The 24673-nt window shown below is 52.1% G+C and carries 28 protein-coding genes and 1 riboswitch; of the genes, 27 read left to right on the plus strand and 1 reads right to left on the minus strand.

From position 1 onward, the window contains the following. Positions 1-158: 158 nt before the first annotated feature. Positions 159-413, minus strand: coding sequence for an AbrB/MazE/SpoVT family DNA-binding domain-containing protein (locus JET16_RS27660; protein WP_138197968.1), 255 nt, complete (start codon positions 411-413; stop codon positions 159-161). A 259-nt stretch (positions 414-672) separates the two neighbouring features. Between JET16_RS27660 and JET16_RS27665 the strand changes: the two genes are divergently transcribed. From JET16_RS27665 to JET16_RS27795, 27 genes are all read left to right on the plus strand, one after another. Beyond that, positions 673-1956, plus strand: coding sequence for an HD domain-containing protein (locus JET16_RS27665; RefSeq protein ID WP_199623840.1), 1284 nt, complete (start codon positions 673-675; stop codon positions 1954-1956). A gap of 6 nt (positions 1957-1962) precedes the next feature. Beyond that, the gene (locus tag JET16_RS27670) at positions 1963-2748 is read left to right on the plus strand and encodes a TatD family hydrolase (protein ID WP_199623842.1); all 786 of its coding nucleotides are present in this window, start codon (positions 1963-1965) and stop codon (positions 2746-2748) included. Positions 2749-2956: 208 nt separating this feature from the next. Then, positions 2957-3134: riboswitch (cyclic di-AMP (ydaO/yuaA leader) on the plus strand. Between the two features lie 178 nt (positions 3135-3312). Beyond that, the gene (locus JET16_RS27675) at positions 3313-4479 is read left to right on the plus strand and encodes a 3D domain-containing protein (protein ID WP_199623855.1); all 1167 of its coding nucleotides are present in this window, start codon (positions 3313-3315) and stop codon (positions 4477-4479) included. Positions 4480-4608: 129 nt separating this feature from the next. Beyond that, a complete protein-coding gene (gene rnmV / locus JET16_RS27680; RefSeq protein WP_199623865.1) occupies positions 4609-5172 on the plus strand; it encodes a ribonuclease M5 in 564 nt (187 codons plus the stop codon). Beyond that, positions 5169-6053 (plus strand): 16S rRNA (adenine(1518)-N(6)/adenine(1519)-N(6))-dimethyltransferase RsmA, encoded by an 885-nt coding sequence (rsmA, locus tag JET16_RS27685; protein WP_325176793.1) that lies wholly within the window; start codon positions 5169-5171, stop codon positions 6051-6053. Before rnmV ends, rsmA begins: the two co-directional genes overlap by 4 nt. 70 nt (positions 6054-6123) lie before the next feature. Then, complete coding sequence (yabG, locus tag JET16_RS27690) at positions 6124-6942, plus strand: sporulation peptidase YabG (protein WP_199623881.1); 819 nt, start codon at positions 6124-6126, stop codon at positions 6940-6942. Between the two features lie 116 nt (positions 6943-7058). Continuing rightward, on the plus strand, positions 7059-7337 hold the full coding sequence (veg, locus tag JET16_RS27695) for a biofilm formation stimulator Veg (RefSeq protein WP_199623884.1): 279 nt from the start codon (positions 7059-7061) through the stop codon (positions 7335-7337). A gap of 172 nt (positions 7338-7509) precedes the next feature. Next, complete coding sequence (locus JET16_RS27700) at positions 7510-7698, plus strand: small, acid-soluble spore protein, alpha/beta type (RefSeq protein ID WP_199623888.1); 189 nt, start codon at positions 7510-7512, stop codon at positions 7696-7698. Positions 7699-7818: 120 nt separating this feature from the next. After that, on the plus strand, positions 7819-8682 hold the full coding sequence (ispE, locus tag JET16_RS27705) for a 4-(cytidine 5'-diphospho)-2-C-methyl-D-erythritol kinase (RefSeq protein ID WP_199623903.1): 864 nt from the start codon (positions 7819-7821) through the stop codon (positions 8680-8682). 81 nt (positions 8683-8763) lie between these two features. Continuing rightward, the gene (purR, locus tag JET16_RS27710) at positions 8764-9606 is read left to right on the plus strand and encodes a pur operon repressor (RefSeq protein WP_199623906.1); all 843 of its coding nucleotides are present in this window, start codon (positions 8764-8766) and stop codon (positions 9604-9606) included. Between the two features lie 16 nt (positions 9607-9622). Continuing rightward, complete coding sequence (locus tag JET16_RS27715; RefSeq protein ID WP_199623909.1) at positions 9623-10006, plus strand: RidA family protein; 384 nt, start codon at positions 9623-9625, stop codon at positions 10004-10006. A 135-nt stretch (positions 10007-10141) separates the two neighbouring features. After that, complete coding sequence (gene spoVG / locus JET16_RS27720; RefSeq protein ID WP_199623921.1) at positions 10142-10426, plus strand: septation regulator SpoVG; 285 nt, start codon at positions 10142-10144, stop codon at positions 10424-10426. Positions 10427-10546: 120 nt separating this feature from the next. Next, positions 10547-11977: a bifunctional UDP-N-acetylglucosamine diphosphorylase/glucosamine-1-phosphate N-acetyltransferase GlmU gene (glmU, locus tag JET16_RS27725; RefSeq protein WP_199623925.1), complete on the plus strand. Its 1431-nt coding sequence runs from the start codon at positions 10547-10549 to the stop codon at positions 11975-11977. 27 nt (positions 11978-12004) lie between these two features. Further along, a complete protein-coding gene (locus JET16_RS27730; RefSeq protein ID WP_199623928.1) occupies positions 12005-12955 on the plus strand; it encodes a ribose-phosphate diphosphokinase in 951 nt (316 codons plus the stop codon). 87 nt (positions 12956-13042) lie between these two features. Further along, positions 13043-13675, plus strand: a complete 633-nt coding sequence (locus JET16_RS27735; RefSeq protein WP_199623940.1) for a 50S ribosomal protein L25 — start codon at positions 13043-13045, stop codon at positions 13673-13675. Between the two features lie 123 nt (positions 13676-13798). Further along, positions 13799-14362, plus strand: coding sequence for an aminoacyl-tRNA hydrolase (gene pth / locus JET16_RS27740; protein WP_199623943.1), 564 nt, complete (start codon positions 13799-13801; stop codon positions 14360-14362). Positions 14363-14452: 90 nt separating this feature from the next. Beyond that, positions 14453-14683: an anti-sigma-F factor Fin family protein gene (locus JET16_RS27745; protein ID WP_199623946.1), complete on the plus strand. Its 231-nt coding sequence runs from the start codon at positions 14453-14455 to the stop codon at positions 14681-14683. Between the two features lie 134 nt (positions 14684-14817). Beyond that, positions 14818-18378, plus strand: a complete 3561-nt coding sequence (gene mfd / locus JET16_RS27750; protein ID WP_199623948.1) for a transcription-repair coupling factor — start codon at positions 14818-14820, stop codon at positions 18376-18378. A 234-nt stretch (positions 18379-18612) separates the two neighbouring features. Further along, on the plus strand, positions 18613-19155 hold the full coding sequence (gene spoVT / locus JET16_RS27755; RefSeq protein WP_199623965.1) for a stage V sporulation protein T: 543 nt from the start codon (positions 18613-18615) through the stop codon (positions 19153-19155). Between the two features lie 168 nt (positions 19156-19323). After that, positions 19324-20808 (plus strand): bifunctional methyltransferase/pyrophosphohydrolase YabN, encoded by a 1485-nt coding sequence (yabN, locus tag JET16_RS27760; RefSeq protein WP_199623979.1) that lies wholly within the window; start codon positions 19324-19326, stop codon positions 20806-20808. 142 nt (positions 20809-20950) lie between these two features. Further along, complete coding sequence (locus JET16_RS27765; protein WP_199623982.1) at positions 20951-21223, plus strand: HU family DNA-binding protein; 273 nt, start codon at positions 20951-20953, stop codon at positions 21221-21223. A gap of 1 nt (position 21224) precedes the next feature. Continuing rightward, a complete protein-coding gene (locus JET16_RS27770; RefSeq protein WP_199623985.1) occupies positions 21225-21497 on the plus strand; it encodes an RNA-binding S4 domain-containing protein in 273 nt (90 codons plus the stop codon). Positions 21498-22151: 654 nt separating this feature from the next. After that, positions 22152-22811: a DUF559 domain-containing protein gene (locus JET16_RS27775; protein WP_199623987.1), complete on the plus strand. Its 660-nt coding sequence runs from the start codon at positions 22152-22154 to the stop codon at positions 22809-22811. Between the two features lie 64 nt (positions 22812-22875). Then, positions 22876-23157, plus strand: coding sequence for a sporulation protein YabP (gene yabP, locus JET16_RS27780; RefSeq protein WP_199623990.1), 282 nt, complete (start codon positions 22876-22878; stop codon positions 23155-23157). Further along, entirely contained in the window at positions 23154-23744 is a 591-nt protein-coding gene (gene yabQ / locus JET16_RS27785; protein ID WP_199623993.1) for a spore cortex biosynthesis protein YabQ, read from the plus strand. Before yabP ends, yabQ begins: the two co-directional genes overlap by 4 nt. Positions 23745-23758: 14 nt before the next feature. Beyond that, positions 23759-24067 (plus strand): FtsB family cell division protein, encoded by a 309-nt coding sequence (locus JET16_RS27790; protein WP_199623996.1) that lies wholly within the window; start codon positions 23759-23761, stop codon positions 24065-24067. A 109-nt stretch (positions 24068-24176) separates the two neighbouring features. Next, entirely contained in the window at positions 24177-24644 is a 468-nt protein-coding gene (locus tag JET16_RS27795; protein ID WP_199623998.1) for a S1 domain-containing RNA-binding protein, read from the plus strand. The last annotated feature ends 29 nt before the right edge of the window (positions 24645-24673 follow it).

Raw genomic sequence — 24673 nt, forward strand, 5'->3', positions numbered from 1 at the left:
GGAAGGTTTTCTTGCGATTCTAGAATCTTAGAAACTAGCGTCTCTCCAAAAAAAGTATCCTATGGGTTCCGCTCCGCGAAATCCATAGGATAAAGAAAGGAGATATAAAAAGGTTAGAATTAACAAAAGTGCTTATTTGCTATTATATACTATTTTACTTACTTTGTCACAGGTGTCGGCATTTCTTTCAAACATTCGTTGCAAACTATTTTTCCTTTAAAGTAAGTAACGTTATCCGCGTTTCCGCAAAAGATGCAAGCAGGCTCATATTTTTTCAACATGATGCGCTCGCCGTCTACGTAAATTTCTAGCGCATCCTTCTCGCCGATGCCGAGGGTACGACGCAATTCGATCGGGATGACCACACGGCCCAATTCATCTACTTTACGTACAATTCCGGTTGATTTCATCATAGTAATTCATTCTCCTTTCAGTATGGAAAAAATAGTGTCGTTGGAATCGCCATTTTTCGACATATTTCTTATTGGATTTATGGTACCAACTGTTCCCATAATAGTCAACAAGATTTTACGCACTTTAAAAAATCATTGATAGAGATCAGTTTTTATGTGATTTTGCTTACATGTGAAGTTCGTCCTATTACGTCACGGTTCGACAAATACGTCGCAAAATGTCGAATGATGTCGATTAGGAAAGAAGGAGGGGATTAGAGTGACTTTTTGGCCGGAAGAAAAGGTGTTTAAAGATCCTGTACATAAGTATATTTACGTTCAAGACCCTCTGATTTGGGACTTGGTCAATACGAAAGAGTTCCAACGTTTGCGGCGAATCCGGCAGCTCGGCACTTCGTTCTTTACGTTTCACGGGGCTGAGCACAGCCGTTTCTCGCATTCGCTAGGGGTATACGAAATTACTCGCAAAATCATTTCGCAATTCGAACGAAACGAGTACGAAGATTGGCCGGTCGAAGAGAAACGATTGTGTTTGTGCGCGGCTTTGCTGCACGATGTCGGCCACGGGCCGTTTTCCCACTCGCTGGAGACGGTGTTCGGAGAACATCACGAGCTATGGTCTTGTCGAATCGTTCAAGGGGATACCGAAGTCAACAGGGTGCTGCGCTCCGTTTCTCCCGACTTTCCGGATCAGGTGGCGGGCGTTATTTGCAAGTCGTATCCGAAGGAGATCGTCGTCTCGCTCGTGTCCAGCCAATTGGACGCCGACCGGATGGATTATTTGTTAAGGGACGCGTATTTCACGGGAGTGAATTACGGGATGTTCGATTTGGAGCGGATACTGCGGGTAATGAGGCCGTATAAAGGGAAAATTGTTGTAAAAGAGAGCGGCATGCACGCCGTCGAAGATTATTTGATGTCCAGGTATCAGATGTACTGGCAGGTGTATTTCCATCCGGTTACCCGGAGCTCCGAGATTGTTCTGCGCAACATATTCGCGCGCGCTAAAGCATTGTTCGATGCGGGGTACGAGTTCCGGTTTCTCGTTGAGCCGCTTCGCAAGTTATTTGAAGGAAAGATTGACTTGGAACATTATTTATTGCTCGACGAGTCGTTGACGCAAGCCGCCTTTGCCCAATGGACGATGGAACAAGATGCGGTGCTGTCGGATTTATGCGGGCGTTTTCTCAATCGAAAATTGTTGAAATATGCGGCTCCGGTAACGATTGACCCTTCATATTTCGACAAGCTGCGCGACTCCGTCCTGCAAGCCGGCTTCGATCCGGAATATTATGTGCAGATCGACTTTCCGGCGGATTTGTCATATGATGTGTATCGCCCCGGAAACAGTCCGGGCAAATTTCCGATTCTGCTGCTTGAAGACAGCGGCAAATTGGTCGAAATCAGCCGCAAATCCGATATCGTCGGATCGATTAGCGGAACGCATGTCGGAAGGCAGCATGTTTATTTTCCGGAAGAATGGTTTTCGGCGCAAGCAAGGCAAAGTCCGGCATTATTTTCTTGGCTGAAAGGAGAAACTTAATTCGCAATGCTTACCGATTCGCATACTCACCTTGACAATAAAGCGTTTAATCAAGATCGGGAAGACATTCTGGCACGGGCGAAAGAGGCGGGGGTCGGACGGATCGTCAACGTCGGGTTTAATCGCGAAACGATTCCCACCACTTTGCGGTTGGCCGAGAGGTACGATTTCATCGATGCTGTCATTGGCTGGCATCCGCAGGATGCAATCCACATGACGCCGGAAGATTTGGATTGGATCGAACAATTGGCCCGGACGCACGGCAAAGTCGTCGCGCTTGGCGAAATGGGGTTGGATTACTACTGGGACACATCGCCGAAAGAGGTGCAGCACCGTGTGTTTCGGGAGCAAATCCGGTTGGCCAGAAAGCTGCAAATGCCGGTCGTCATCCATAACCGGGACGCGCATGCGGATGTCGTCGCGATTCTGAAGGAAGAGAAGGCTTACGATGTCGGCGGAGTCATGCATTGTTATTCCGGAAGTTGGGAAGTTGCGAAAGAGTGCCTGGATATGAACTTCTATATATCCTTTGGCGGTCCGGTCACTTTCAAGAATGCGAAGCAGCCGAAAGAAGTGCTTGCCCGGGTGCCTTTGGACCGGCTGTTGATCGAAACCGACGCTCCGTACCTCACGCCCCATCCTTACCGGGGAAAGAGAAACGAAACGGCGTTCGTGAAGCTCGTTGCGGAAGCGGCGGCGGAAATAAAAGGGCTCTCACCGGAGGAAATCAGCCTTGTTACAACGGAAAATGCCCAGGCACTGTTCCGTCCAAAACAAGAAATACGGAGATAAGCCGATGAAAACATAGCATATCGAGAGATCGGCGTGCATTATATATCATCAAACAGTTTATTTCACGGGATTCGAGGAAGGAAGGTCGATTTTCGGGTAATTATTGCACTTTACAATTCGGGCCCCGAGCCAGTATGATACATTACATAAACCGTAACAAGGAGTTTTTCATAATATTTCCAGTTTCGCTGAGTTTCCGGCGCTGCGGTTGCTGTTTAAGCTTGCAGTGTCATAAGGGAAACGGGGGAACCGCATTGGCGCATCCGATCCGTCGGAGCGTCTAGGGGTGAATTTTCGCAGGTGCCGCCAGGCGTCATGCAGAAATAGGGCCAGCTCTCGCGCCCGAATCCGACAGCTAACCTCGTAAGCGTAACGAGAGAGGTAACCGCCGAGCTATTTTCTCACTTTTCGCACCCGAAAAGCCGCGAGCGTTCCTCTTCGCCGGCTTTTTTTTGTTGCTCGTACCGGTTATCTCGACTATATTCCAAATAGTCGCGTCGAACTTGAACTTCTGAGAACCACTCTCACGTACAAGGCGAGGCTATGTAAGGAGGACCGTAAAGAATGGGGTATGTCCAAGCACAGGAATCCCATGTTGAAAGTCTGTCCGGCATGTCTTACGCATGGCGATGGGCGCGTGTTCACGCAAAATTGATGTTATCCGTCACAGCCGCGTCGGTTGCAGCTCTGCTTCTCTTCGCCTCTCTACTATATGGCACGGCCTTAAAGAGAATCACGGTTGAAGCGGACGGGCAAACATATGAGTTTGTAACATCGCAGAGTCACGTGCAGGACTTATTGACTGAGAAAGGAATTTCGGTCGGCGAATTCGACCGGATTTCCAAACCGTTGTCAGCGGTTCTTGCGGATGGAGACCGGTTGATCGTGGAGCGGGCGTTCCCCGTATCGGTAACTGCGGACGGTAAAACGACAAAAGTGTTCGCGGTTGAAGGCACCGTTTCCGATATGCTCGCCGATGCCGGGATCGAGCTCGGCCCTCTTGACCGGGTGGAGCCGTCCGTAAATGCGACCGTTACACAGGGTTCCGAAATAAAGATTGTCCGTGTTTCGAAGGTTATAGAAGAAACCGAGCATACTTTGCCGTATAAGACGATAAAACAAAAAGACGGCAGTCTGCTTAAAGGCAAACAGAAAGTCGTTCAGGCAGGCCGGGAAGGCGTGCTTGTGAAACAAATCGAGAAGGTGTACGAAGACGGAGTGCTCGTTGCGGAGCAGGTCGTCTCCAAGGATGTCGAACAATCGACTCTCGATCACATTGTAGCTGTCGGCACGAAGGCTGCGCCCGCGCCCGCCAAGTCGAAAGATCCGGTGGTCGTTCTTACGTCCTCTTCCGCTAACGTGGAGCAGGTATCGTTCGACGGAAAGTCATTCGGCGTAAAGAACATCCTAAAGGGAGTCAAGCTTACGGCGTATTCGGCAGGCTTCGCATCGACCGGCAAGAGGAAGGGCGACAAAGGATACGGCATCACTGCGAGCGGCACGACGGTTAGCGAAGGCCGGACGATCGCCGTGGATCCCGGCGTCATTCCGATGGGTTGGTGGGTTTACATTGAAGGCATCGGCTTCCGGCGTGCCGAGGATAAAGGCAGCGCCATCAAAGGCAAGAAAATCGATATTTATTTCGACAGCGAGGCATATGCGAAAAAATTCGGCACGAAGTATGGATATACGGTGTATGTGATCGGTCCGAAAAAGCCGGTCGCTAATTAAGACGTTATACCAGCAGTAAATGTTGCGGTTTACGGTCGCTTTTGGCGGCCGTTTTTTTTCTTTCCGCGAAAAGGGTAGAATATAGTTGTGTCGGATTATGCTAGACAAGCTAAAGGGGAAACTGGCGCCATGATTCAAGAAATAATTGTCGTCGAAGGAAAGAACGACACCATAGCGATCCGGCGCGCCGTGGAAGCCGATACGATCGAGACCGGAGGTTCGGCGGTGAATCGAGAAGTATTGGAACGCATAAAGCTTGCACAGCGGCGCAGGGGAGTTATTATACTGACGGACCCGGATCATGCCGGTGAGCGTATCCGCCATCTCGTTTCGTCCAAGGTGCCGGGATGCAAGCATGCGTTCCTAGCGCAAGAAGAAGCGACTTACCGGGACGATATCGGAATTGAGAACGCGTCTCCGGAATCGATTCGGGCGGCATTGGCGGAAGTGCGTACCGAGTCCGAGATTCAAGCGACGGATCTCACATGGGCGGATTTAATGAGAGCACGTCTCGCGGGCGTGGACGGGGCTGCCGAACGGCGTATGCGCGTTGGGAAATCGCTGAGCATCGGATATGCGAATGGAAAGACGTTCTTGAAGCGCTGCCGAATGTTCGGCATCGGAAAACAGGAGCTGGCCGACGCGCTGCGGCGCAGCGGATTGGACGGCACGGAAGACGGAGGCGGCCGATGACGGAACGCATGGAGACGATAGCATCGCCGAAGCGGACGAAAGAGCTGCTGCAAAAATACGGTTTTACATTCAAGAAGAGTCTGGGGCAAAACTTCCTCATCGACGGCAATATTTTACGGAGCATTGTTTCGGCTGCGACGTTGGGCCCTGCGGCGGGGGCGCTTGAGATCGGTCCGGGAATCGGAGCTTTGACCGAGCGATTGGCATTGGACAGCGGGAAGGTCGTTGCGGTGGAAATCGATCAGCGTCTGCTTCCGATGCTGAAGGAATCGCTATCGGCATACCCGAATGTCTCGATCGTGCATGGAGATGTGCTGAAGATCGATCTGCATGCGCTGTTCCGCGAACATTTTGCCGATGTGGACTCCGTCAGTGTCGTTGCAAACTTGCCGTATTACGTAACGACTCCGATCGTCATGAAGCTGCTTGAGGAGAAATTGCCGATTTCATCTATCGTTGTCATGGTTCAGAAAGAGGTGGCGGACCGCTTCGCCGCCAATCCCGGGAGCAAGGATTACGGCAGTTTATCGGTTGCCGTCCAGTATTATACGATTCCTGAGCTCGTAATCCGCGTGCCGCACACAGTGTTCATTCCTCAGCCTAACGTGGAATCGGCGGTAGTGAAATTGTCTATGCGGGAGAAGCCCGCCGTAGAGGTTCAGGACGAGCCGGTGTTTTTCGAAGTTGTACAAGCTTCCTTCTCGCAACGGAGAAAGACGCTGCTTAACAATCTGGTAAAGTTTTTTCCCGAAGGCGGTAAAGACGCGTGCCGGCAATTTCTGGAGCGGTGCGGCATCGATCCCGGCAGACGCGGGGAAACGCTTGATATCTCGGAATTCGCCCGGATTGCCAATGAACTGTATCTGCGGAAAGGAAAATAGCGGCGTCCCTCATTACATACACACCAAATGCCCAACATCCCCATACCATAGAACGTAGGAGGGGATCGGAATGAATCTCGGCGACTACGTTGTCCGCATATCGTACGGGAAAGATGTTGTGTTTCGCATTCAAGGGTTCACGGAGAAAAGATTGGCTGTTCTGAAGGGTGTGCAGTACCGCCTGTTGGCCGACGCTCCGATCGACGATCTGGAGCCGGTACCCGCGCCGGTGCTTCAAGAAGATTCGAGGGGTATTTCCCTGCTGGAGAAGAACAGGCTGCACTTCGCCGGGCTGAGAAAAACGGAAAAGCCTTTCTTTGAGGTGCCGGGAACGATTCTCCATTTGGACGGAGACGCAATGTATTTGCGCAAGAGCATGGCTTTGTACAGCGAATTGCGGATTCCGGCCGAAGGGTATCACTTGAAGGAATCGGAAATGGCGGAAGCGCTTGTTCGCCTTCTGCCGAAGGTGAAGCCGGATATCGTAGTCGTTACGGGCCACGACGGCATTATCAAGCACAGGTTTGACGGCGACAAGCAAAATATAAACAATTATAAAAATTCCTTGAACTTCCTTAATGCGGTACGCGTCGCGCGCGCGTATGAGAGAAACCGCGACGCATTGACGATAGTGGCCGGCGCTTGCCAGTCGCATTTCGAAGCGCTGCTCCAAGCCGGAGCGAACTTTGCAAGTTCTCCGGCCCGCATATTGATCCATGCGCTTGACCCCGTATATATTGCTTCCAAATCCGCTTATACACCCGTAAAAGAAACCGTCAATCTTTATGATGTAATAACACATACTGTCAGTGGACTGGATGGATTGGGAGGAATTGAAACACGAGGCAATTTCCGGGTCGGTTTGCCGAGGGTCGGAGGGGAAAATTAATTTTTTTGACAGTATATCGTTGACAATCGGTTTGGCCCACTGCTATAATATTTCGTTCATTTGACAAACGCCTCTCCTTAGGGTATAATATCTAAGGAAAGAGGTGGTAGTTGACAATGGCCAAAAATGCGCTGTTGGAAATCAAAAAGAGCCTTGAAGCTCACGTCGGACAGAAAATTACGTTGCGAGCGAACGGCGGCCGCCGAAAGACGATCGAACGTACCGGTGTACTGGAAGAAACCTACCCTTCGGTGTTCATTGTCAAACTGGACCAGGAACAACACGCGTTCAAGCGCGTCTCTTACAGCTACGCGGACATCTTGACGGAGAGCGTCGAAGTTACCGTGTGCGGCGACGATGACGGACAAGTTCGTATCACCTACATCCAAGCTTAACATCATTGTCTTCAATTACCAGTAAGCTTAATGCATAAACAAAGCGGCAAGGCTCCCGAGCCTCGCCGCTTTTGTCGTACTCCCGGCATCGGCGGTAATTTTCGCCGACTGAATGCAGCCGTTCGTTAGAACGCATACTACAAAAAAGATCTCGCCGGGAGGAGGTTGCGCCATGAGCCGCAGAAGACGAAGCATCATGTCCGAGGAATTCAAATACGAGCTTGCGAAAGACCTCGGATTTTACGACACGGTGCGGAAGGAAGGCTGGGGCGGAATTCGTACGAAGGACGCGGGAAATATGGTGAAAAGGGCAATACAAATAGCGGAACAGGCCGCGAAAAATCAGCAGCCGAGACCGTAAACGTTACGTTAGGGAGCCGTACAGCGTTGCGCTGTCACGGCTCTCTTGCGTTCATAGAAGCTTTAAATCAATTGTGGTAAACTATAGAAACGCATGTGTGAAACGGGGGCGGTGAGGACAGTGAAGGTATACGAAAAGGCACCCGCCAAAATCAACTTGTCGCTGGACGTTCTGCGCAAACGAAGCGACGGCTATCATGAAGTGGAAATGATCATGACGATGGTCGATCTCGCGGATCGTCTCGAGATGGAGGAGCTCCCCAGGGATACGATTATCATCTCGAGCCAAGCAGGCTACATACCGTTGGATGAGAAAAATTTGGCGTTTCAGGCCGCGAAGCTCATTAAAGAGCGGTATTCGGTCAAGAAAGGCGTTTACATTCACTTAGACAAGCGAATACCGGTAGCCGCGGGACTTGCGGGAGGGAGCAGCGATGCGGCAGCTGCCCTTCGGGGGTTAAACCGGTTATGGAATTTGAATATATCCGTTGAAGAGCTGCAGAAACTCGGAGAAGAATTGGGTTCCGACGTACCGTTCTGCGTGAAGGGCGGCACCGCCATTGCCAGGGGACGCGGAGAACGGCTGGAGATGATTTCTTCTCCTCCGCAATGTTGGGTCATCCTGGTGAAACCTCCGATCAATGTTTCGACGGCGGATGTGTACGGTCGGCTGTCGGTGGACAAGATTAGGAACCGACCGTCGACGGAAGCGCTGCTTGAATCGATTCGAACGGGCAACTTTCATGCATTGTGCAAATCGCTGGGCAATGTGCTTGAAGATGTGACGATGGAACTGCATCCCGAGGTGAGGCATTTGAAGGAAACGATGCTTCGCCTCGGAGCGGACGGCGCGCTTATGTCAGGCAGCGGCCCCACGGTGTTCGGTTTGGTGCAGCGGGAATCGAAGCTCGCCCGAATTTACAACGGACTTAGAGGATTTTGCAAAGAGGTGCACGCGGTGAGGCTGCTGACGGGAACCTCTTGAATAAACACGTACACTAATGTTATATTCTCAGTATTATATTCGGATTTTGTTTAAAATTTGGCGGCTTTTGGGGGTGGGGATATGAAGAAGTTAAAGAGAAGCGCGCGTCTTGTCGAGATGACGCACTATTTGCTCTCAAGGCCGCATCAACTTGTTCCCCTTACCGTATTTGCCGATCGGTACGATTCGGCAAAGTCCTCCATCAGCGAAGACTTGGCGATCATTAAAGAAGTGTTTGAAGGCGAAGGGATCGGCGAGCTGCACACGCTTGCCGGAGCCGCCGGCGGCGTGAAATACGTGCCGAAAACCGGGCAGCGGGAAGCCCGGCAAATCGTCGAACGGATTTGCCGCATGCTCGAGCAGCCGGACAGGCTGCTTCCGGGAGGCTATCTGTATATGTCCGATATACTCGGACAACCGACCATCATGAACGACGTCGGCAAGATGTTCGCCTCTTTCTTCAGCGATCGCCCGATCGACGTAGTGATGACAGTGGAGACGAAAGGAATTCCCCTGGCGTACGCTACGGCGGCACATCTGCACCTGCCGGTTGTCATTGTGCGCCGGGACCCGAAAGTGACCGAAGGATCGTCGGTGAGCATCAATTACGTGTCGGGCTCCAATAAACGAATACATACAATGACGCTTGCGAGACGGGCGCTGAAGGAGAAATCGAACGTTCTGATCGTGGACGACTTTATGCACGCGGGCGGAACCGTTCGGGGAATGATGGATTTATTGCAGGAGTTCGGCGCGACCGTTCAAGGAGTCGGGGTGTTGGTTGAAGCGGGAGGCGTCGAAAGCGACGAGCTGCTTGTGAACGATTATGTGTCGCTGGCGAAGCTGACGAGAGTGGATCCCAAGACGCGGGACATTCATGTGGAGCCGGGAAATTTTCTTGAACAATTAAAATATTTCTTATGAAGGAGTGTAATGAAGAATGAAACCTACTGTTGTTTCTACAGACAAGGCGCCGGCGGCGATCGGACCGTATTCGCAAGCGATGCGCGTCGGAAATTTGGTGTTCACCTCGGGGCAAATCCCGCTCAACGCGAAAGGCGAACTGGTGGAGGGCGGAATAGAAGAACAAACCAGACAAGTGATTCAAAATTTGATCGCGGTCGCGGAGAGCGTCGGCGCGACGTTGAAGGACACCGTGAAAGCGACCGTGTTTTTGAAAGACATGAATCAGTTTCCGGCATATAACGCGATTTTCGCGGACGCGTTCGGAGACCACAAGCCGGCGCGCTCCACCATCGAAGTTGCCCGGCTGCCGCGAGACGTTTTGATCGAAATCGAACTGATATTGTGCGTTCCGGAATAAATAATTATCAGAATTCTTGTAAATGTTCGAAAAAAAGTGCGGATTTCGTACAGTAAAGGAAGGAATTTGTAAGATTTTGTGGAATTATACACCAAACTCTTTTTTTCCAACAAAAGACAAGGTGGTGAACCCAAAGTGCAAATTACCGATGTGAGACTCCGCCGCGTGAACTCGGAAGGACGGATGAAGGCCATTGCTTCCATCACGATCGATAACGAATTCGTTGTTCACGACATTAGGGTTATTGATGGGAATAACGGCATGTTTGTCGCGATGCCGAGCAAGAGGACACCTGACGGTGAGTTCCGCGACATCGCTCACCCGATTTCTTCCACAACTCGGGAAAAGATTCAAGCTGCTGTGTTAGCGGAGTATGATCGGGCAGCCGCCGAGGAGGACGTAATCGAGGAGGGAGCCTAAAAGGAAAGCTATGGAGAGCCGGCAAGGCTCTCTTTTCTTTTTGCCGAAAGTGAGATATGATTCAGTGTGGGTTATAGGAATATATACATTTATGGTTAGCAAGTCCGGGAGGGTGAGAGAATGAACGTCATGGGGATTGTGCTGGCGGCCGGCATGGGGAAACGCATGAAGTCGAAGCTCTACAAGGTGCTTCATCCGGTTTGCGGAAAGCCGATGGTCCGGCATGTCGTCGATACGTTAAACGCGGCGGGCGTGGGGCGCAAAGTAATCGTAGTCGGACATGGAGCCGAGGCGGTTCAAGCGGCTCTCGGCAATGGCGCCGAGTATGCTATGCAGGAGCAACAGTTGGGCACAGGTCATGCCGTTCGGATGGCGGAGAGCTTACTGAGCGGCGAGGAAGGAATTACCGTGGTCGTATACGGAGACACCCCGTTGATTACGCCGGAAACGCTTACAAATATGATCGAATTGCACCGGACGTCGGGTGCCGCGGCAACGCTGCTCGTGGCCCGGTTTGACGATCCGACCGGACTCGGCCGCATCATCGGGGCGGAAGACGGAACCGTTGAATGCATAGTGGAAGAGAAAGATTGCAGCGCAGAACAAAGATCGATCAAAGATATTAACGCAGGAACATACTGTTTCGATAATAAGAAGCTGTTCGCCGCGTTGGCGCAGGTGACGAACAATAACGCCCAGAACGAATATTATTTGACGGACGTCATTTCTATAATGCGCAGCGCAGGAGAAAAGGTGCAAGGATACCGGACGAAGGACAACAGCGAAGCGCTGGGCGTGAACGATCGAGTGGCGCTTTCGGAAGCGGAGCAATTGATGCGCTTACGAATTAACCGCAGCCATATGACCAACGGCGTGACGATCATTGATCCTGCCGCAACATATATTGAAGCCGGCGTTGCGATCGGTGCGGATACCGTTATCTATCCTGGAACGGTGCTTCGAGGCGCGACGTCGATCGGCTCTGATTGTGTGATCGGCCCCAATAGCGAAATTGCCGACAGTTCCATTGCGAATGGGGCAAGCGTGAAGCAATCCGTATTGAACTGCGCCGTCGTCGGACCAAGAGCTTCCGTCGGACCGTTTGCGCATTTGCGGCCAGGCGCTCGCCTTGGCGAGGATGTAAAAGTCGGAGATTTCGTCGAAATTAAAAATGCTGTGATCGATAACGGCTCGAAAGTTCCTCATCTCGCTTACGTGGGCGACGCGAAGGTCGGCAAGAACGTGAACCTCGGATGCGGCACGATCACGGTCAATTACGACGGATTCGACAAGCACGAGACGGTCATTGAAGATGAAGCGTTCGTAGGCAGCAATTCCAATCTCATTGCGCCGGTGCGCATCGGCAAAGGCGCGTATGTGGTGGCCGGCTCGACGATAACGAAGGACGTCCCGGCGGACGATTTGGCGATTGCGCGCGAGCGGCAATCGAATAAGCCGGGTTACGCAAGGATGCTTAAGGAGAGATTAAAGAAAGCGAAAGAGTCGGCACGGAGCGATAACGCGAAACGTTCCGAATCTACGGATGCTTAGTCATTATCGGTTGGAGGAATGAATTCAATGTCTTACCGGGATCCCAAGCTGAAGGTGTTTACTTGCAATTCCAACCCTAAGCTGGCGCAAGAAATCGCGGAATATATCGGCACATGTCTGGGCGACTCCGAGACGCTCCGGTTCAGCGACGGAGAAATCTCCGTCCGGATTAATGAGAGCGTGCGGGGCAGCGACGTCTACGTTATTCAATCGACGTCCGCTCCCGTCAATGAACATCTGATGGAATTGCTTGTCATGGTGGATGCGCTTAAGCGCGCATCGGCCAAGAGCATCAATGTGGTGATGCCTTATTACGGCTATGCGCGCCAAGACCGGAAGGCGCGTTCGCGCGATCCGATTACCGCGAAGCTTGTCGCAAATTTGATTGAAACGGCAGGCGCGCACCGGGTCATTGCGATGGATTTGCACGCGACTCAAATTCAAGGGTTCTTTGACATCCCGGTCGATCATCTGCTCGGCGTTCCGATACTCGGAGCTTATTTTAAGGAGAAGCAGCTGGATGACGTAGTCGTCGTCTCTCCGGACCACGGCGGTGTAGTCAGAGCTAGAAAATTAGCGGATTATTTGAACGTGCCGCTTGCGATTATCGACAAGAGACGGCCAGAACCGAATGTAGCCGAAGTGATGAACATTATAGGTGAAGTGAACGGCCGGACGGCGATTATCATCGACGATATCATCGACACGGCAGGAACCATTACGCTCGGCGCGAACGCGTTGATTAAGTATGGCGCGAAAGAGGTTTACGCTTGCTGCACGCATCCCGTCTTGTCGGGGCCGGCGATGAAGCGTTTGGAAAATTCCTCGATCAAGGAAATTGTCGTTTCGAATACGATTCCGATCACGCATGCGCAGCCTTGCAGCAAGCTGACGACCTTATCGGTAGCTCCGCTGATGGGCGAAGCGATTATCCGGGTGCACGAGGAGCTGTCGATCAGCAAATTATTCGAAGACTGACGTAAAGTGCGTTTGAACGATAACCCTCCTGGGCAGAACTAGGTACTGTGTAAGTTCCAAACCTGTTCTCCCAAGGAGGTTTTTCTTGTGGCCGAAGCGTTAGTAACGGTAGAGGCACGAACCGGCGCCACGAAGTCAGATGTCAAGAAAGCCCGGGACGAAGGAAAAATTCCCGCGGTTGTGTATGGAAAGAAGGTTCCCGGCGAGCCGGTCTTCATTGACGAGAAAGTGCTTGCCTCTCTGTTGAAGACGAACCCGGGCGGAGTCATTCGGATGGAAATACCGAATTTCGGGCAACAATCGGTTATGATCAACGAGGTGCAGCGGGACAAGTTGACGCGAGACCGGATATTGCACGTCGATTTCCACCAGATCGATCTGAACGAGAAAGTGAAAGCGACGGTGCGCGTAGAACTGACGGGTGAGGCGAAGGGTGTCGCTGAAGGCGGCATTTTGCAGCAATTGAGCATGACTTTGGATATCCGGTGCTTCGCGGGTGACATTCCTCCCGTTATTGAAGCCGACGTGACGAATCTTGAAATCGGCGATCATTTGTATGCGCGGGACATTCGGCCGCCGGCCGGCGTGGAGATCAAGAGCGATCCGAACGATATGATCGCGACGGTGTTGGTGCCGCAAAAAGAGGAGCCCGAAGCGACCCGCGAGGACAATGAAGAGACCGTGCGCGAGGATGCCGAGAAGGAAGCGGAAATCAGTTAAATCGTATAGTGCGTGCGAAGAGCGCGTCTCCCGTGGCGGAGGCGTTCTTTTTTTGCCCGATCCCGCAATGTTGGGTATAATTCTTTGTAACGACGAAGGAGACGCCGAAAGGTTGGACGGACAATGAAATGGATCGTGGGACTGGGCAACCCGGGACGGGATTACGAGGATACGCGGCATAACATCGGCTGGATGGCCATCGACGAAGTGGCGGACCGATGGGGGATCGTCAAGGCGCAGTCCAAATGCAAGGGACTGGTGGCGGAAGGACGAGTGGGCGACACGAAAGTGGCGCTCATTAAGCCGATGACATATATGAATTTGTCGGGGGAATGCGTTCGCGCGTTTCTTGATTTCTATAAACCGAAAGTGGAGGATCTCATCGTCGTATACGACGATATGGATACGCAGCTCGGCTCGATTCGGCTTCGCTACCAGGGAAGCCCCGGGGGGCATAACGGAATCCGGTCGATCGCCGCGCATCTGGGCACGGAGAAGTTCAACCGGATTCGCATGGGCATATCGCGCCCGGCTCCGGGCACCGATATTGCGCGGTACGTGCTGTCGACATTTCGCAAGGAAGAGTCGGAAGCGCTTCGCGCCACTATTGAGAAAGCTGGCGACGCGTTGGAATATTGTTTGAACGAACCGTTCGAAAAAGCGATGGCCAAATTTAACGGAGCTTGAATGGAACGGCCTCCCCGTTGGCGATACTAAGTCGTATATGACGATCGTGTACGCCGGTGCTGGTATACGATCGGAACGGGAGGCATAGATATGTCTGTAAAATATGTGTGCAGGCACTGCCGCACATCGCTTGGCGAGATCCATAGCGACACTGTTAGCGAATTCCAGCTGGGCTTCCATTTCTTGACCCCCGAAGAGCGCAGGGATATAATTACGTATGATCCAAACGGGGACGTCACCGTGAAAGTCGTTTGCGAATATTGCAACGAGGCGCTGCAATCGCACCCGGAGCTCGCATTGGCGCCGAATCCGTTGCAGTAAAGAGCTGCAGGCAACCCAAGGTTGTCCTAAGCAGCCGAATGACCGCCGGAAACTCCTTACATGAATATATCAGCCTTGGCTGTTCGGCCCAGGCTTCTTTTTGGTTTTGGGAAAGAGGTGCCTGTACTCTCACAATGAAACGATTATTAGAAGCTGTATCCCGAGATCGGGATATTTCAAGCGTTGTCGACGGCATTGAATCGGGGCTTAAAGAACAGATGGTGTCGGGCTTGTCCGGATCGGCGCGCAGCGTTATGATTGCCGCGCTCCATTCGCGGCTCCGACGGCCGATTGTCGTCATGACACATAACATGTTCGGCGCGCAGAAGCTGGCTGAAGATTTGGAAGAATGCTTGGAACCGGGGCAGCTGCTCACGTATCCGGCTAACGAATCGATCGCCACGGAAGCGGCGGTGTCGTCACCCGAGCTCGTGTCTCAGCGAATCCGGACATTATCGAAGCTGAGCGAAGGGTTTCGAGGCGTCACTGTTGTTCCTTATGCCGGAATCCGGAGACTCGTCGTTCCTTCCGACGTTTTCGCCGAAGCGCATGCGGACGCGGCTGTGGGAGCAACGCAGCCGATGGAAGCATTCCTCGAACGGTTGTCGCGACTAGGGTACGATCGGGTGGAACGCGTGGAATCCAAGGGCGAGATGAGCGTCCGCGGGGGAATCGTCGACGTCTATCCGTCGGTGGCGGAAGCCGGCTCACACCCGGAGGCCGGGGACGATCTCGCGTTCCGTATTGAATGGTTCGACGACGAAATCGACTCCATTCGTACTTTCGACGTTGCGGATCAACGATCGAAAGAGAAGGTGGATCGGGTTACGATTTACCCTTGCCGCGAATTGTTCGCGGAACCGCGGCGGTTTGCCAACGCGGCGCAGACCGCGTCGGAATTGTTGGAAGAACAGCTGGGCAAGACGGCCGACCGCACCGTCAAGGACAAGCTGCGCGAAGAAATCGGCAGCGATCTCGTTCAACTGAGGGAAGGCGCTCACTTCACGGGAATTTATAAATATGTGTCCCTATTATATCCGGAGCGGCAAACATTGCTAGATTATTTGCCGAAAGACGCTCTCTTGATAGTCGACGAACCGAACCGTCTGCTTGAAACCGCGAAGCAATTGGAGCGGGAGGAAGCGGAATGGACGACTCAGTTGCTGCAAGAAGGAAAATCCGTTCCGAGCTTTGTTCTGTCCAAAAACCATGATTCGCTGTTCTTCCATAAGCCGTTTCAGACCGTATATTTATCGCTGTTTCTAAGGCAAGTGCCGAATACGATGCCGCAAAACATCGTCAACGTCGCCTGCCGCACGATGCAGCAGTTCCACGGCCAGATGAACGTTCTTAAAGCCGAGGTGGAACGGTGGAAGAAAAACCGCTTCACCGTGATGATGCTGGCAGGCAACAAGGAGCGTCTCGACCGGATGCGGAGAGTGCTTCACGATTACGGCATCGAAGAGCAGACGATGGTCGAAGGCAATCTGCAAAGCGGGTTCGAGCTTCCCGCCGTGCATCTTGTCGTCATTACCGAGGGCGAAATGTTCACCCAGAAGCAGCGGAAGGCGAGAAGGATCGACCGGAGCGGCGTGCAGAACGCCGAGCGGATCAAAAGCTACACCGAACTGAAGGTCGGCGACTACGTCGTTCACCTGAACCACGGCATAGGGAAATATGTCGGAATCGGCACGATAGAAATCGACGGCGTTCACAAAGATTATCTTCATATCCTGTACGCAGGCGGCGATAAGCTTTCCGTGCCGATCGAGCAAATCGATATGGTTCAGAAGTATATCGGCGCCGAGGAAGGCAAAGAGCCGAAAATATTCAAGCTCGGCGGCGCGGATTGGCACCGGACCAAGACGAAAGCCCGTTCGGCGGTGAAAGACATTGCGGACGAGCTGATTAAACTATACGCGGCGAGGCAAGAGGCTGCCGGCCACCCGTTCGGCAAAGATACGCCGTACCAACAGGAATTCGAAGCGATGTTCCCTTATGACGAGACGCCGGACCAGCTGCGAGCGATCGCGGAGATCAAGAAAGACATGGAGCGGCCGCAGCCGATGGATCGTCTGTTATGCGGAGACGTCGGTTACGGAAAGACGGAAGTGGCGATTCGAGCCGCATTCAAAGCCGCCATTGAAGGCAAGCAGGTGGCCGTGCTCGTCCCTACGACGATTCTTGCACAGCAGCACTTCGAGACGTTCCGCGAACGGTTTAACGGATATCCGTTTAAGATCGGCGTCTTGAGCCGCTTTCGTTCCAAGAAAGAACAGAACGAGACGATCAAGGGAATTGCCGCGGGAACGGTGGACGTTGTGATCGGCACTCACCGGCTGCTGTCGGCGGATGTCAAATTTAAAGATCTCGGCCTGCTGATTGTGGATGAGGAACAACGTTTCGGCGTATCTCACAAGGAAAAGCTGAAGAGGCTGAAGACGAACGTCGACGTGCTGACGCTGACCGCCACGCCGATCCCGCGCACACTCCATATGTCCATGCTCGGGGTCCGTGACCTGTCCGTCATCGAGACGCCGCCGGAAAACCGGTTTCCCGTGCAGACGTACGTGGTGGAATACAGCAGCGCGCTTGTGCGCGACGCGATTGAGCGGGAGCTGGCGCGGGACGGCCAAGTATATTACTTGTATAACCGGGTTCAAGGCATTCAGCAGACGGCGGACACGATCCGCCAACTCGTTCCCGATGCCCGAATCGCCGCCGCGCACGGGCAAATGTCCGAACAGGAGCTGGAGAAGACGATTCTCGACTTCCTCGACGGCGAGTACGATGTGCTGGTCAGCACTTCCATTATTGAAACCGGGGTCGACATCCCGAATGTCAACACATTGATCGTGCATGACGCGGATAAGATGGGCCTCTCACAGCTGTATCAGCTCCGCGGCCGGGTAGGCCGGTCCAACCGGATCGCTTACGCCTACTTCACGTATCAACGGGACAAAGTGCTGCATGAAGTAGCGGAGAAACGGCTTCAGGCTATCAAAGAATTCACCGAACTCGGATCGGGCTTCAAGATCGCGATGCGGGATTTGGCGATCCGCGGAGCCGGAAATTTGCTCGGCGGCGAGCAGCACGGGTTTATCGCCTCGGTCGGCTTCGATTTATATTCGCAGATGCTTGCTGAAGAAATTGAAACACGGAAGCGGGAGATGGACGGGGCGCAAGAGGCCGAAGTCCGCAAGCCGGTAACGACTCAGATTGAACTTATGGTCGATGCCTATGTGCCGGGAGAATACATTTACGACAGCGCTCAGAAAATCGATATATACAAAAAGGTCGCCACCATCCGTACGTTCGAGGAAGAGAGCGACTTAGCCGACGAACTGACGGACCGCTTCGGCGATCCGCCGCAGCCGGTGCTAAATCTGCTTGCCGTCGCCAGATTGAAGGTGTACGGCGCTTTGTACGGTATCGAGTCGATATCCGCGAAGGGCGACGACTTGATATTGAGGATGGGGCCGGAGCAAACGGCGCGCATCGACGGTCAGAAGCTGTTCGCGCTGAGCAATCGCTTCGAGCGGAAGCTAAAGCTTGTTCCGGGCGCGCAAATCGTGATCCACATGAACAGGAAAGGCTTGACGATGGAGCAATCGCTGCAGTCGCTGGAGTCGTTGCTGCAGCAATACAACGATGTTTTAAAGGAGCCGTCCCAACTATATACTAAGGTGATTTAAAGTTGGCAGGATGTTCTTATGAGCATCCTGTTTTACTTCCAAGACGTTGGCAATAATAAGTGCGAAAAGGCAGAGCAGGCAGTTTCAGCTTTGACAGAATGTATAAGATATGGTGAATAAGGGATTGTTTTGCGAAACATACTATGGGCACGATGAGCTGAATCTCCCTATTCCCGGAAAACGAAGGCCTTATCTCCAGTGACATAAAACTTCAAGAAAGCGGGGCATCATGAAATGAAAGCAACTGGAATTGTGCGGAGAATCGACGACCTGGGTAGAGTTGTCATTCCGAAGGAAATCCGCCGCACACTGCGGATTAGAGAAGGCGACCCTTTAGAAATTTTTGTCGACCGAGACGGTGAAGTCATTCTTAAGAAATATTCCCCGATCGGGGAGCTCGGCGATTTCGCGAAAGAATATGCCGAATCGCTCAGCGAAAGCACCGGCCATATTACGATGATTTCGGACCGGGATACGGTTATTGCCGTATCCGGCGCATCCAAGAAAGAATATATGGACAAGCAGATCGGATCCGTTGTCGAAAGCTGCATGGAAAGCCGGAAGACAGCGACCGAAACGAATCCCGGAGAATATGAAATATGCAAAGATATGAAAGAGACATATTCCTCGTTCGTCTGCGCTCCGATCGTTGCAGGCGGCGATCCGATCGGAGCCGTAATTTTGCTGTCGAAGCAGGAAGGAACGAAGATGAACCAGATGGAAGTGAAAATGGCGGAAACGGCGGCTGGATTTTTAGCGAAACAAATGGAGCAATGAGCCCCACATGAAAGCTTTCGCAAGCGGCGGTCTGAAGATCCGGCGGGTTGCGGAAGCTTTTTCATTGTGTTTAGATAAAAGAGGCAACCGGAGGTTGTCCGCGTAGTTAATAACGAGCAAGAGGCAACCGCAGGTTGCCGCGAAAACCATGAAAGGGGGTTGCCGTAAATGGCGGTAAATGGATCAGTAACTGTGGTAGGCTTAGGCCCCGGAGGGCGGGACGGATTGACGCTAGGCGCGTGGGACGTCATCCGGGAGGCGGAGCGTCTCGTACTGCGGACCGAACGGCACCCCGTCGTAACGTGGTTGGCCGAACAAGGAATCGCGTACCGTTCATATGACGATACATACGAAGCGCACGGTCGGTTTGCCGACGTGTACGATGCGATTGCCGCCGATCTGATCGAGACGGCAACGGCCGCCGGCGCGGAAGTAGTTTACGCGGTGCCCGGCCATCCGTCCGTCGCGGAAACGACGGTAGCCCTTCTTCGGGAGCGGTGCCTGGCCGCGGGGATCGGTTTGCGCATCGTCGGCAGCGAAAGCTTCCTGGACCGCGCGTTTGCCGCGCTCGGTTTCGATCCGGCGGACGGCTTTCAACTGGCCGACGCGACCGCGCTTCATGCCGGCAGGCTGCAGCCGCATAACCATATCATCGTTACGCAGGTATATGACCGATTCGTCGCATCCGACGTGAAGCTGGCGTTGATGGAGCGGTACCCGGACGAATTCGAAGTGACGCTCGGACATGCCCTCGGGGTGGAAGGGCAAGAGCGGGTGCTTACCGTTCCCCTTTATGAGTTGGACCGGGTCGAGGGGTGGGGAAACCTCTCGCTTGTATATATACCCCGTACCGATCGGGATGATGTTCATTACCGTACCTTCGAGCGTCTGCATGAGATCGTCGCGAAGCTCCGAAGTCCGGAAGGCTGCCCGTGGGACAGGGAGCAGACGCACAAATCGCTGCGCAAATATTTCATCGAAGAGACGTTCGAAGCGGTGGAGACGATCGATGCGGACGATCCGGACGCGATGCGCGAGGAATTGGGCGACGTGCTGCTGCAGATCATGCTTCACTCCCAAATTGAAGAAGAATCGGGCACGTTCACGGTTTGGGATGTTGTCGCCGGACTTGCCGAGAAGCTGGTGCGACGGCATCCGCACGTATTCGGTACCAGAGAGGTCGAGGGTGTCGAGGACGTACTGAAAACTTGGCAAGAGGTCAAGGCGGAGGAAAAACGGCAAAAAGGCGACGAATCCCAGGTTTCCGTGCTGGACGGCATTCCAAGCGGCCTTCCCGGCTTGATGCGCGCCGTGGAACTGCAGAAGAAAGCGGCGAAGGTCGGTTTCGATTGGGAGAGCCCGGAACAAATCGCCGACAAAATCATAGAGGAACTGCGAGAGTTTCAAACGGAGCTTGCGAGCCGCGCCCCTGTTGAGAAGCTGGTCGACGAGCTGGGCGATTTGTTGTTTGCCGTCGTAAACCTCGCTAGATTCTTGAAAATCGATCCGGAAGAAGCCATTTCCGGAACAAACCGGAAATTTTTGCAAAGATTTCGCTATATTGAGCAGCAACTACGTTTAAGAGGAAAGAGCTTTGACCAAACTGATATACAAGAACTGGAACTATACTGGCAGGAGGCCAAAAGGAGCTGAAAGCCTTCAAAACGCAAATTTTTGCGAAAAAGTTTCAAATATTGTAGTCGCAAAGCAGGATTTTCCTTACTGCCAAGAGAATACATAATTCGCACGGCAACATTTCCATTTCCATTGTTTGAAATTAGGAGGAATCTTAGGCATGAACAAAACAGATTTGATCAACAGCATTGCAGAGAAAAGCGGTATGACGAAAAAAGACGTTGAAACTGTCTTGAATAACTTCCTTGGCGAAGTTACTGATGCTTTGTCCACCGGCAACAAAGTTCAATTGATCGGCTTCGGCACGTTCGAAACCCGCAAGCGTTCCGGCCGCGTAGGCCGCAACCCGCAAACGGGCGCTCAAATCTCCATTCCGGAGTCCAAAGTTCCTGCTTTCAAAGCGGGCAACAAGCTTAAAGAAGCTGTGAAGTAAGATGCGGCTCGACAAATTCCTGAAGATTTCCCGGCTCATCAAGAGGCGCACGGTCGCTAAAGACGTGTCCGATCAAGGGCGGGTGTGGATCAACGGGAAGGAAGCGAAAGCCAGCAGCACGGTGAAGCCCGGCGACGAACTGACCGTTCGCTTCGGACAGAAGAGCGTCACCGTTCGCGTCGAGAACATTGCGGAATCCGTCCGCAAGGAAGAGGCGAGCGGGATGTACACCGTGATTAAGGAAGAATCTCACGGAAGCGGCGAGATTTTGTAAGCCGCCCGCGAAAGCCCTTCGGCTTGCCGGAGGGTTTTTCCTTGTGCGCCACGCATGGCGATTAACTAGGCGGTGAAAAACGGATTCGAATGGTCTACTGGAAACAGTGGAAACGGATTAAGACCAAGTTCGAGAAGTTGATCTCATTTGGTGTCCCAGATAACAAAGCATGGGAGTACGCAAACACAAGAAAGAGCTATTGGAGAACATCCAATAGCCCAATCCTCTCGAAATCCCTCGGAAACAACACACTGAAGAACCTCGGATTTCTTTTCTTTTCAGATAATTATCGACAAGTCACTGCGCATTCCTAATGGAACCGCCGTATACCGAACGGTACGTACGGTGGTGTGGGAGGTCGGCTGCTCAACTTATGGGTAGCCTCCTACCCGATTGCTTTTTGTCGGCAATATTGACAATTTAGGTATATAGCAACGACAAATTTGTCACTACACCTGACATTTATGCATTAAAGTCGATCTCACCGACAAAATAGTCGATGACCGTTAACTAATTTGTCAGTTAGACCGACAAATGGACTTTAATTGACATTAGACGGCTCCTTCGTTATAATTCCATCAACGAAATGAAGCACATTTCGATCCTTAACAAGGGTCGGGTGTGCTTTTTTATTTTTTCAAAGGAGGAGTTTGTATGGATCTGCATCCGGCAGTTCTGGAATTTGTAAAAAAGACTGAATTCGAGGCAAAGATGAAGGGGAGTTTTCGCAAAGAGTTGGGACATTCCGAAAAGCGGTTTCTTCAAAATGTATGGGGGCCGTGCATGAATTATAGTTTTGAGGGATTGTATGCAGAATACCCTTTCAAAGATTTTAAAGGCGGACTTCGGTTTGTCGATTTTTTGTTTATGCTGGGACTCATAAAATTGATTATTGAGATAGACGGATACACAACGCATGCCAGAGACATCTCTAAGGGGGATTTTAACGACCATTTGATTCGACAGAACGATTTATTGCTTAACGGATGGTTTTTGCTTCGATTTTCAGCTGACATGGTGGAAAATCATCCTGAGAAATGCCGCGCTCAACTTATGCAGGCATTAGGATTTCTTTGGAGCAGACATCGCCTGATGTTGGAAGCAACCGGCAAAGCTTCGTGGCAGCAGCGAAAACAGGCTGTTTATCACTTGGCAAAGCAAAACGGCGGAATAATTAGACCTATACAGATTTCGAAAGAATTGAGCATTCATCGTCATACGGCCGTTCAGTGGATGCAAAAATTTACAGAAGAAGGGATATTTGAAGCTATTTCCGCCAATCAACGAATTACATCCTACAAACTAAAAGAATAACACCCCCTGTTCTAAAATGCGCGCCTCGCCCATAAGGTATTGATATAAGGGAGGGGTACATGCCATGGTCGATCATGGGAAGACGAAGCGGCAAGAAATTCACTTGTTAAACCGCCGGTTGCTTGAAGTGTCCGGAGTGCTGAACGTGGACAGTTTCGACAGCGAAGAGTTTTTGCTCGAGACGGAACTTGGTTTTCTAAACGTGAAGGGCCAAAATTTACATATTAAAAATTTGAACCTTGAGCAAGGATTCGTTGCGATTGAGGGAACGATCAACTCTTTGAACTATTTGGACGGCGCGGGACCGGACAAGTCGAAAGGCTTCTTGGGCAAGCTGTTCAAGTGAGTCTAAACGTTCAATTTCTCACGCTGGCGACCATGGCCGTAAGCGGGGCAGGACTCGGGCTCCTGTTCGACACCTACCGCGTGCTGTCGGGAGAGTTCCGCTTCCCGCGCTGGCTCATCCCTCCGCTTGACCTGCTGTATTGGTTCGCCGGCACGCTCGCCGTATTCCGGGTTTTGTACGAAAGCAACGGCGGCGAAGTGCGGTTGTATGTGTTTCTGGCGCTATTGATCGGAGTGTCGTTCTATTTCGGATTGCTAAGCCCGGCGGTCGTCCGAACGATCCGCTTTCTAATCGGGATATTTAAAAAAGCGGTCCGGGCCATCCTCTATATTGGAAATTTGCTCCTGATAAAACCGTCGATCGGGTTATACCGGGTATCGATTGTTTTTTTAGGATTTTTGGCGGCCTTGTCTATTTTCATCTTCAAAGTTGTGATACAATTGGCGTATCCTCTGTGGAAATTGCTCCATTGGATGTTTAAACCGTTGGTTCACGCGTGCGGCAAGCTGGTTCGCGCGGATCGTTGGCTTATTCCGGTGGGACGAGTCGTATCCAAGTGGATCGCTAAAGTAAAAAGTTGGTTTTAGGGGGACGGTGGGACATGGCATCGGGAACGGCAGCGAAGGAGTCGGCATCGAACAAAGGTGCCCGTCGCAGAATACGTCTGTTTTTGATAGTTGTATGTTGTTTCACCTGTTGGGCAACGCTAACGCTTTGGAAGCAAGGCGACAGCGTTGATCAGAAACAAGCGGAGCTAACGGAGCTGCAGGACAGATTAACGGAATTGAAGGGGACGAACGAGCAGTATAAGGCCGAAGTCACCCGTTTGCACGATAGTGAATATATTGAACAAAAGGTGCGTAAGGATTACGGAATGATTCGCCCGGGGGATACGATTTTCGGCCGATAGTCCGTACACGCGCCTTATTGACCGAGAGAATGCCGTTCGGTTATAATCTCGTATAAATGTCACGAATTTTTCATTTTTCCTACATTTAAGGGAGGGCACATTTTATTCTATGTCAGCCATCGAAGTTGGCGCGAAACTAGAAGGTAAGGTGACAGGCATCACGCATTTCGGCGCATTCGTCGAGTTGGATGGCGGAGTCACCGGTCTCGTCCACATTTCCGAAATCGCCGACAGTTACGTCAAAGATGTCAAGGATCACCTCAAACTCGAGGATGTCGTAACCGTAAAGGTCATCAACGTGGACAATGACGGCAAGATTGGCTTATCGATTAAGAAAGCGGTCGACAAGCCGCCGGAAGCTCCCAGAACGACGGAGTTTCGCCGCGATGGCAATAGAGACGGTTTTCGGGATCGAGGCGGATTCGGCAAGGGCGGGGATCGTCGTCACGGTTCGGGAAATAAGGTAAGCTTCGAGGATAAAATGTCCCGTTTCTTGCGAGACAGCGAGGAACGAATTTCTTCCTTAAAGAAAAACACTGAAGGCAAACGAGGAGGACGCGGCGCAAGACGCGTGTAACCTCTGTATTTAAAAAACTGAACGCCGAG

Source organism: Paenibacillus alkalitolerans, from assembly GCF_016482785.1.
In the GTDB taxonomy this organism is placed as follows: domain Bacteria; phylum Bacillota; class Bacilli; order Paenibacillales; family YIM-B00363; genus Paenibacillus_AE; species Paenibacillus_AE alkalitolerans.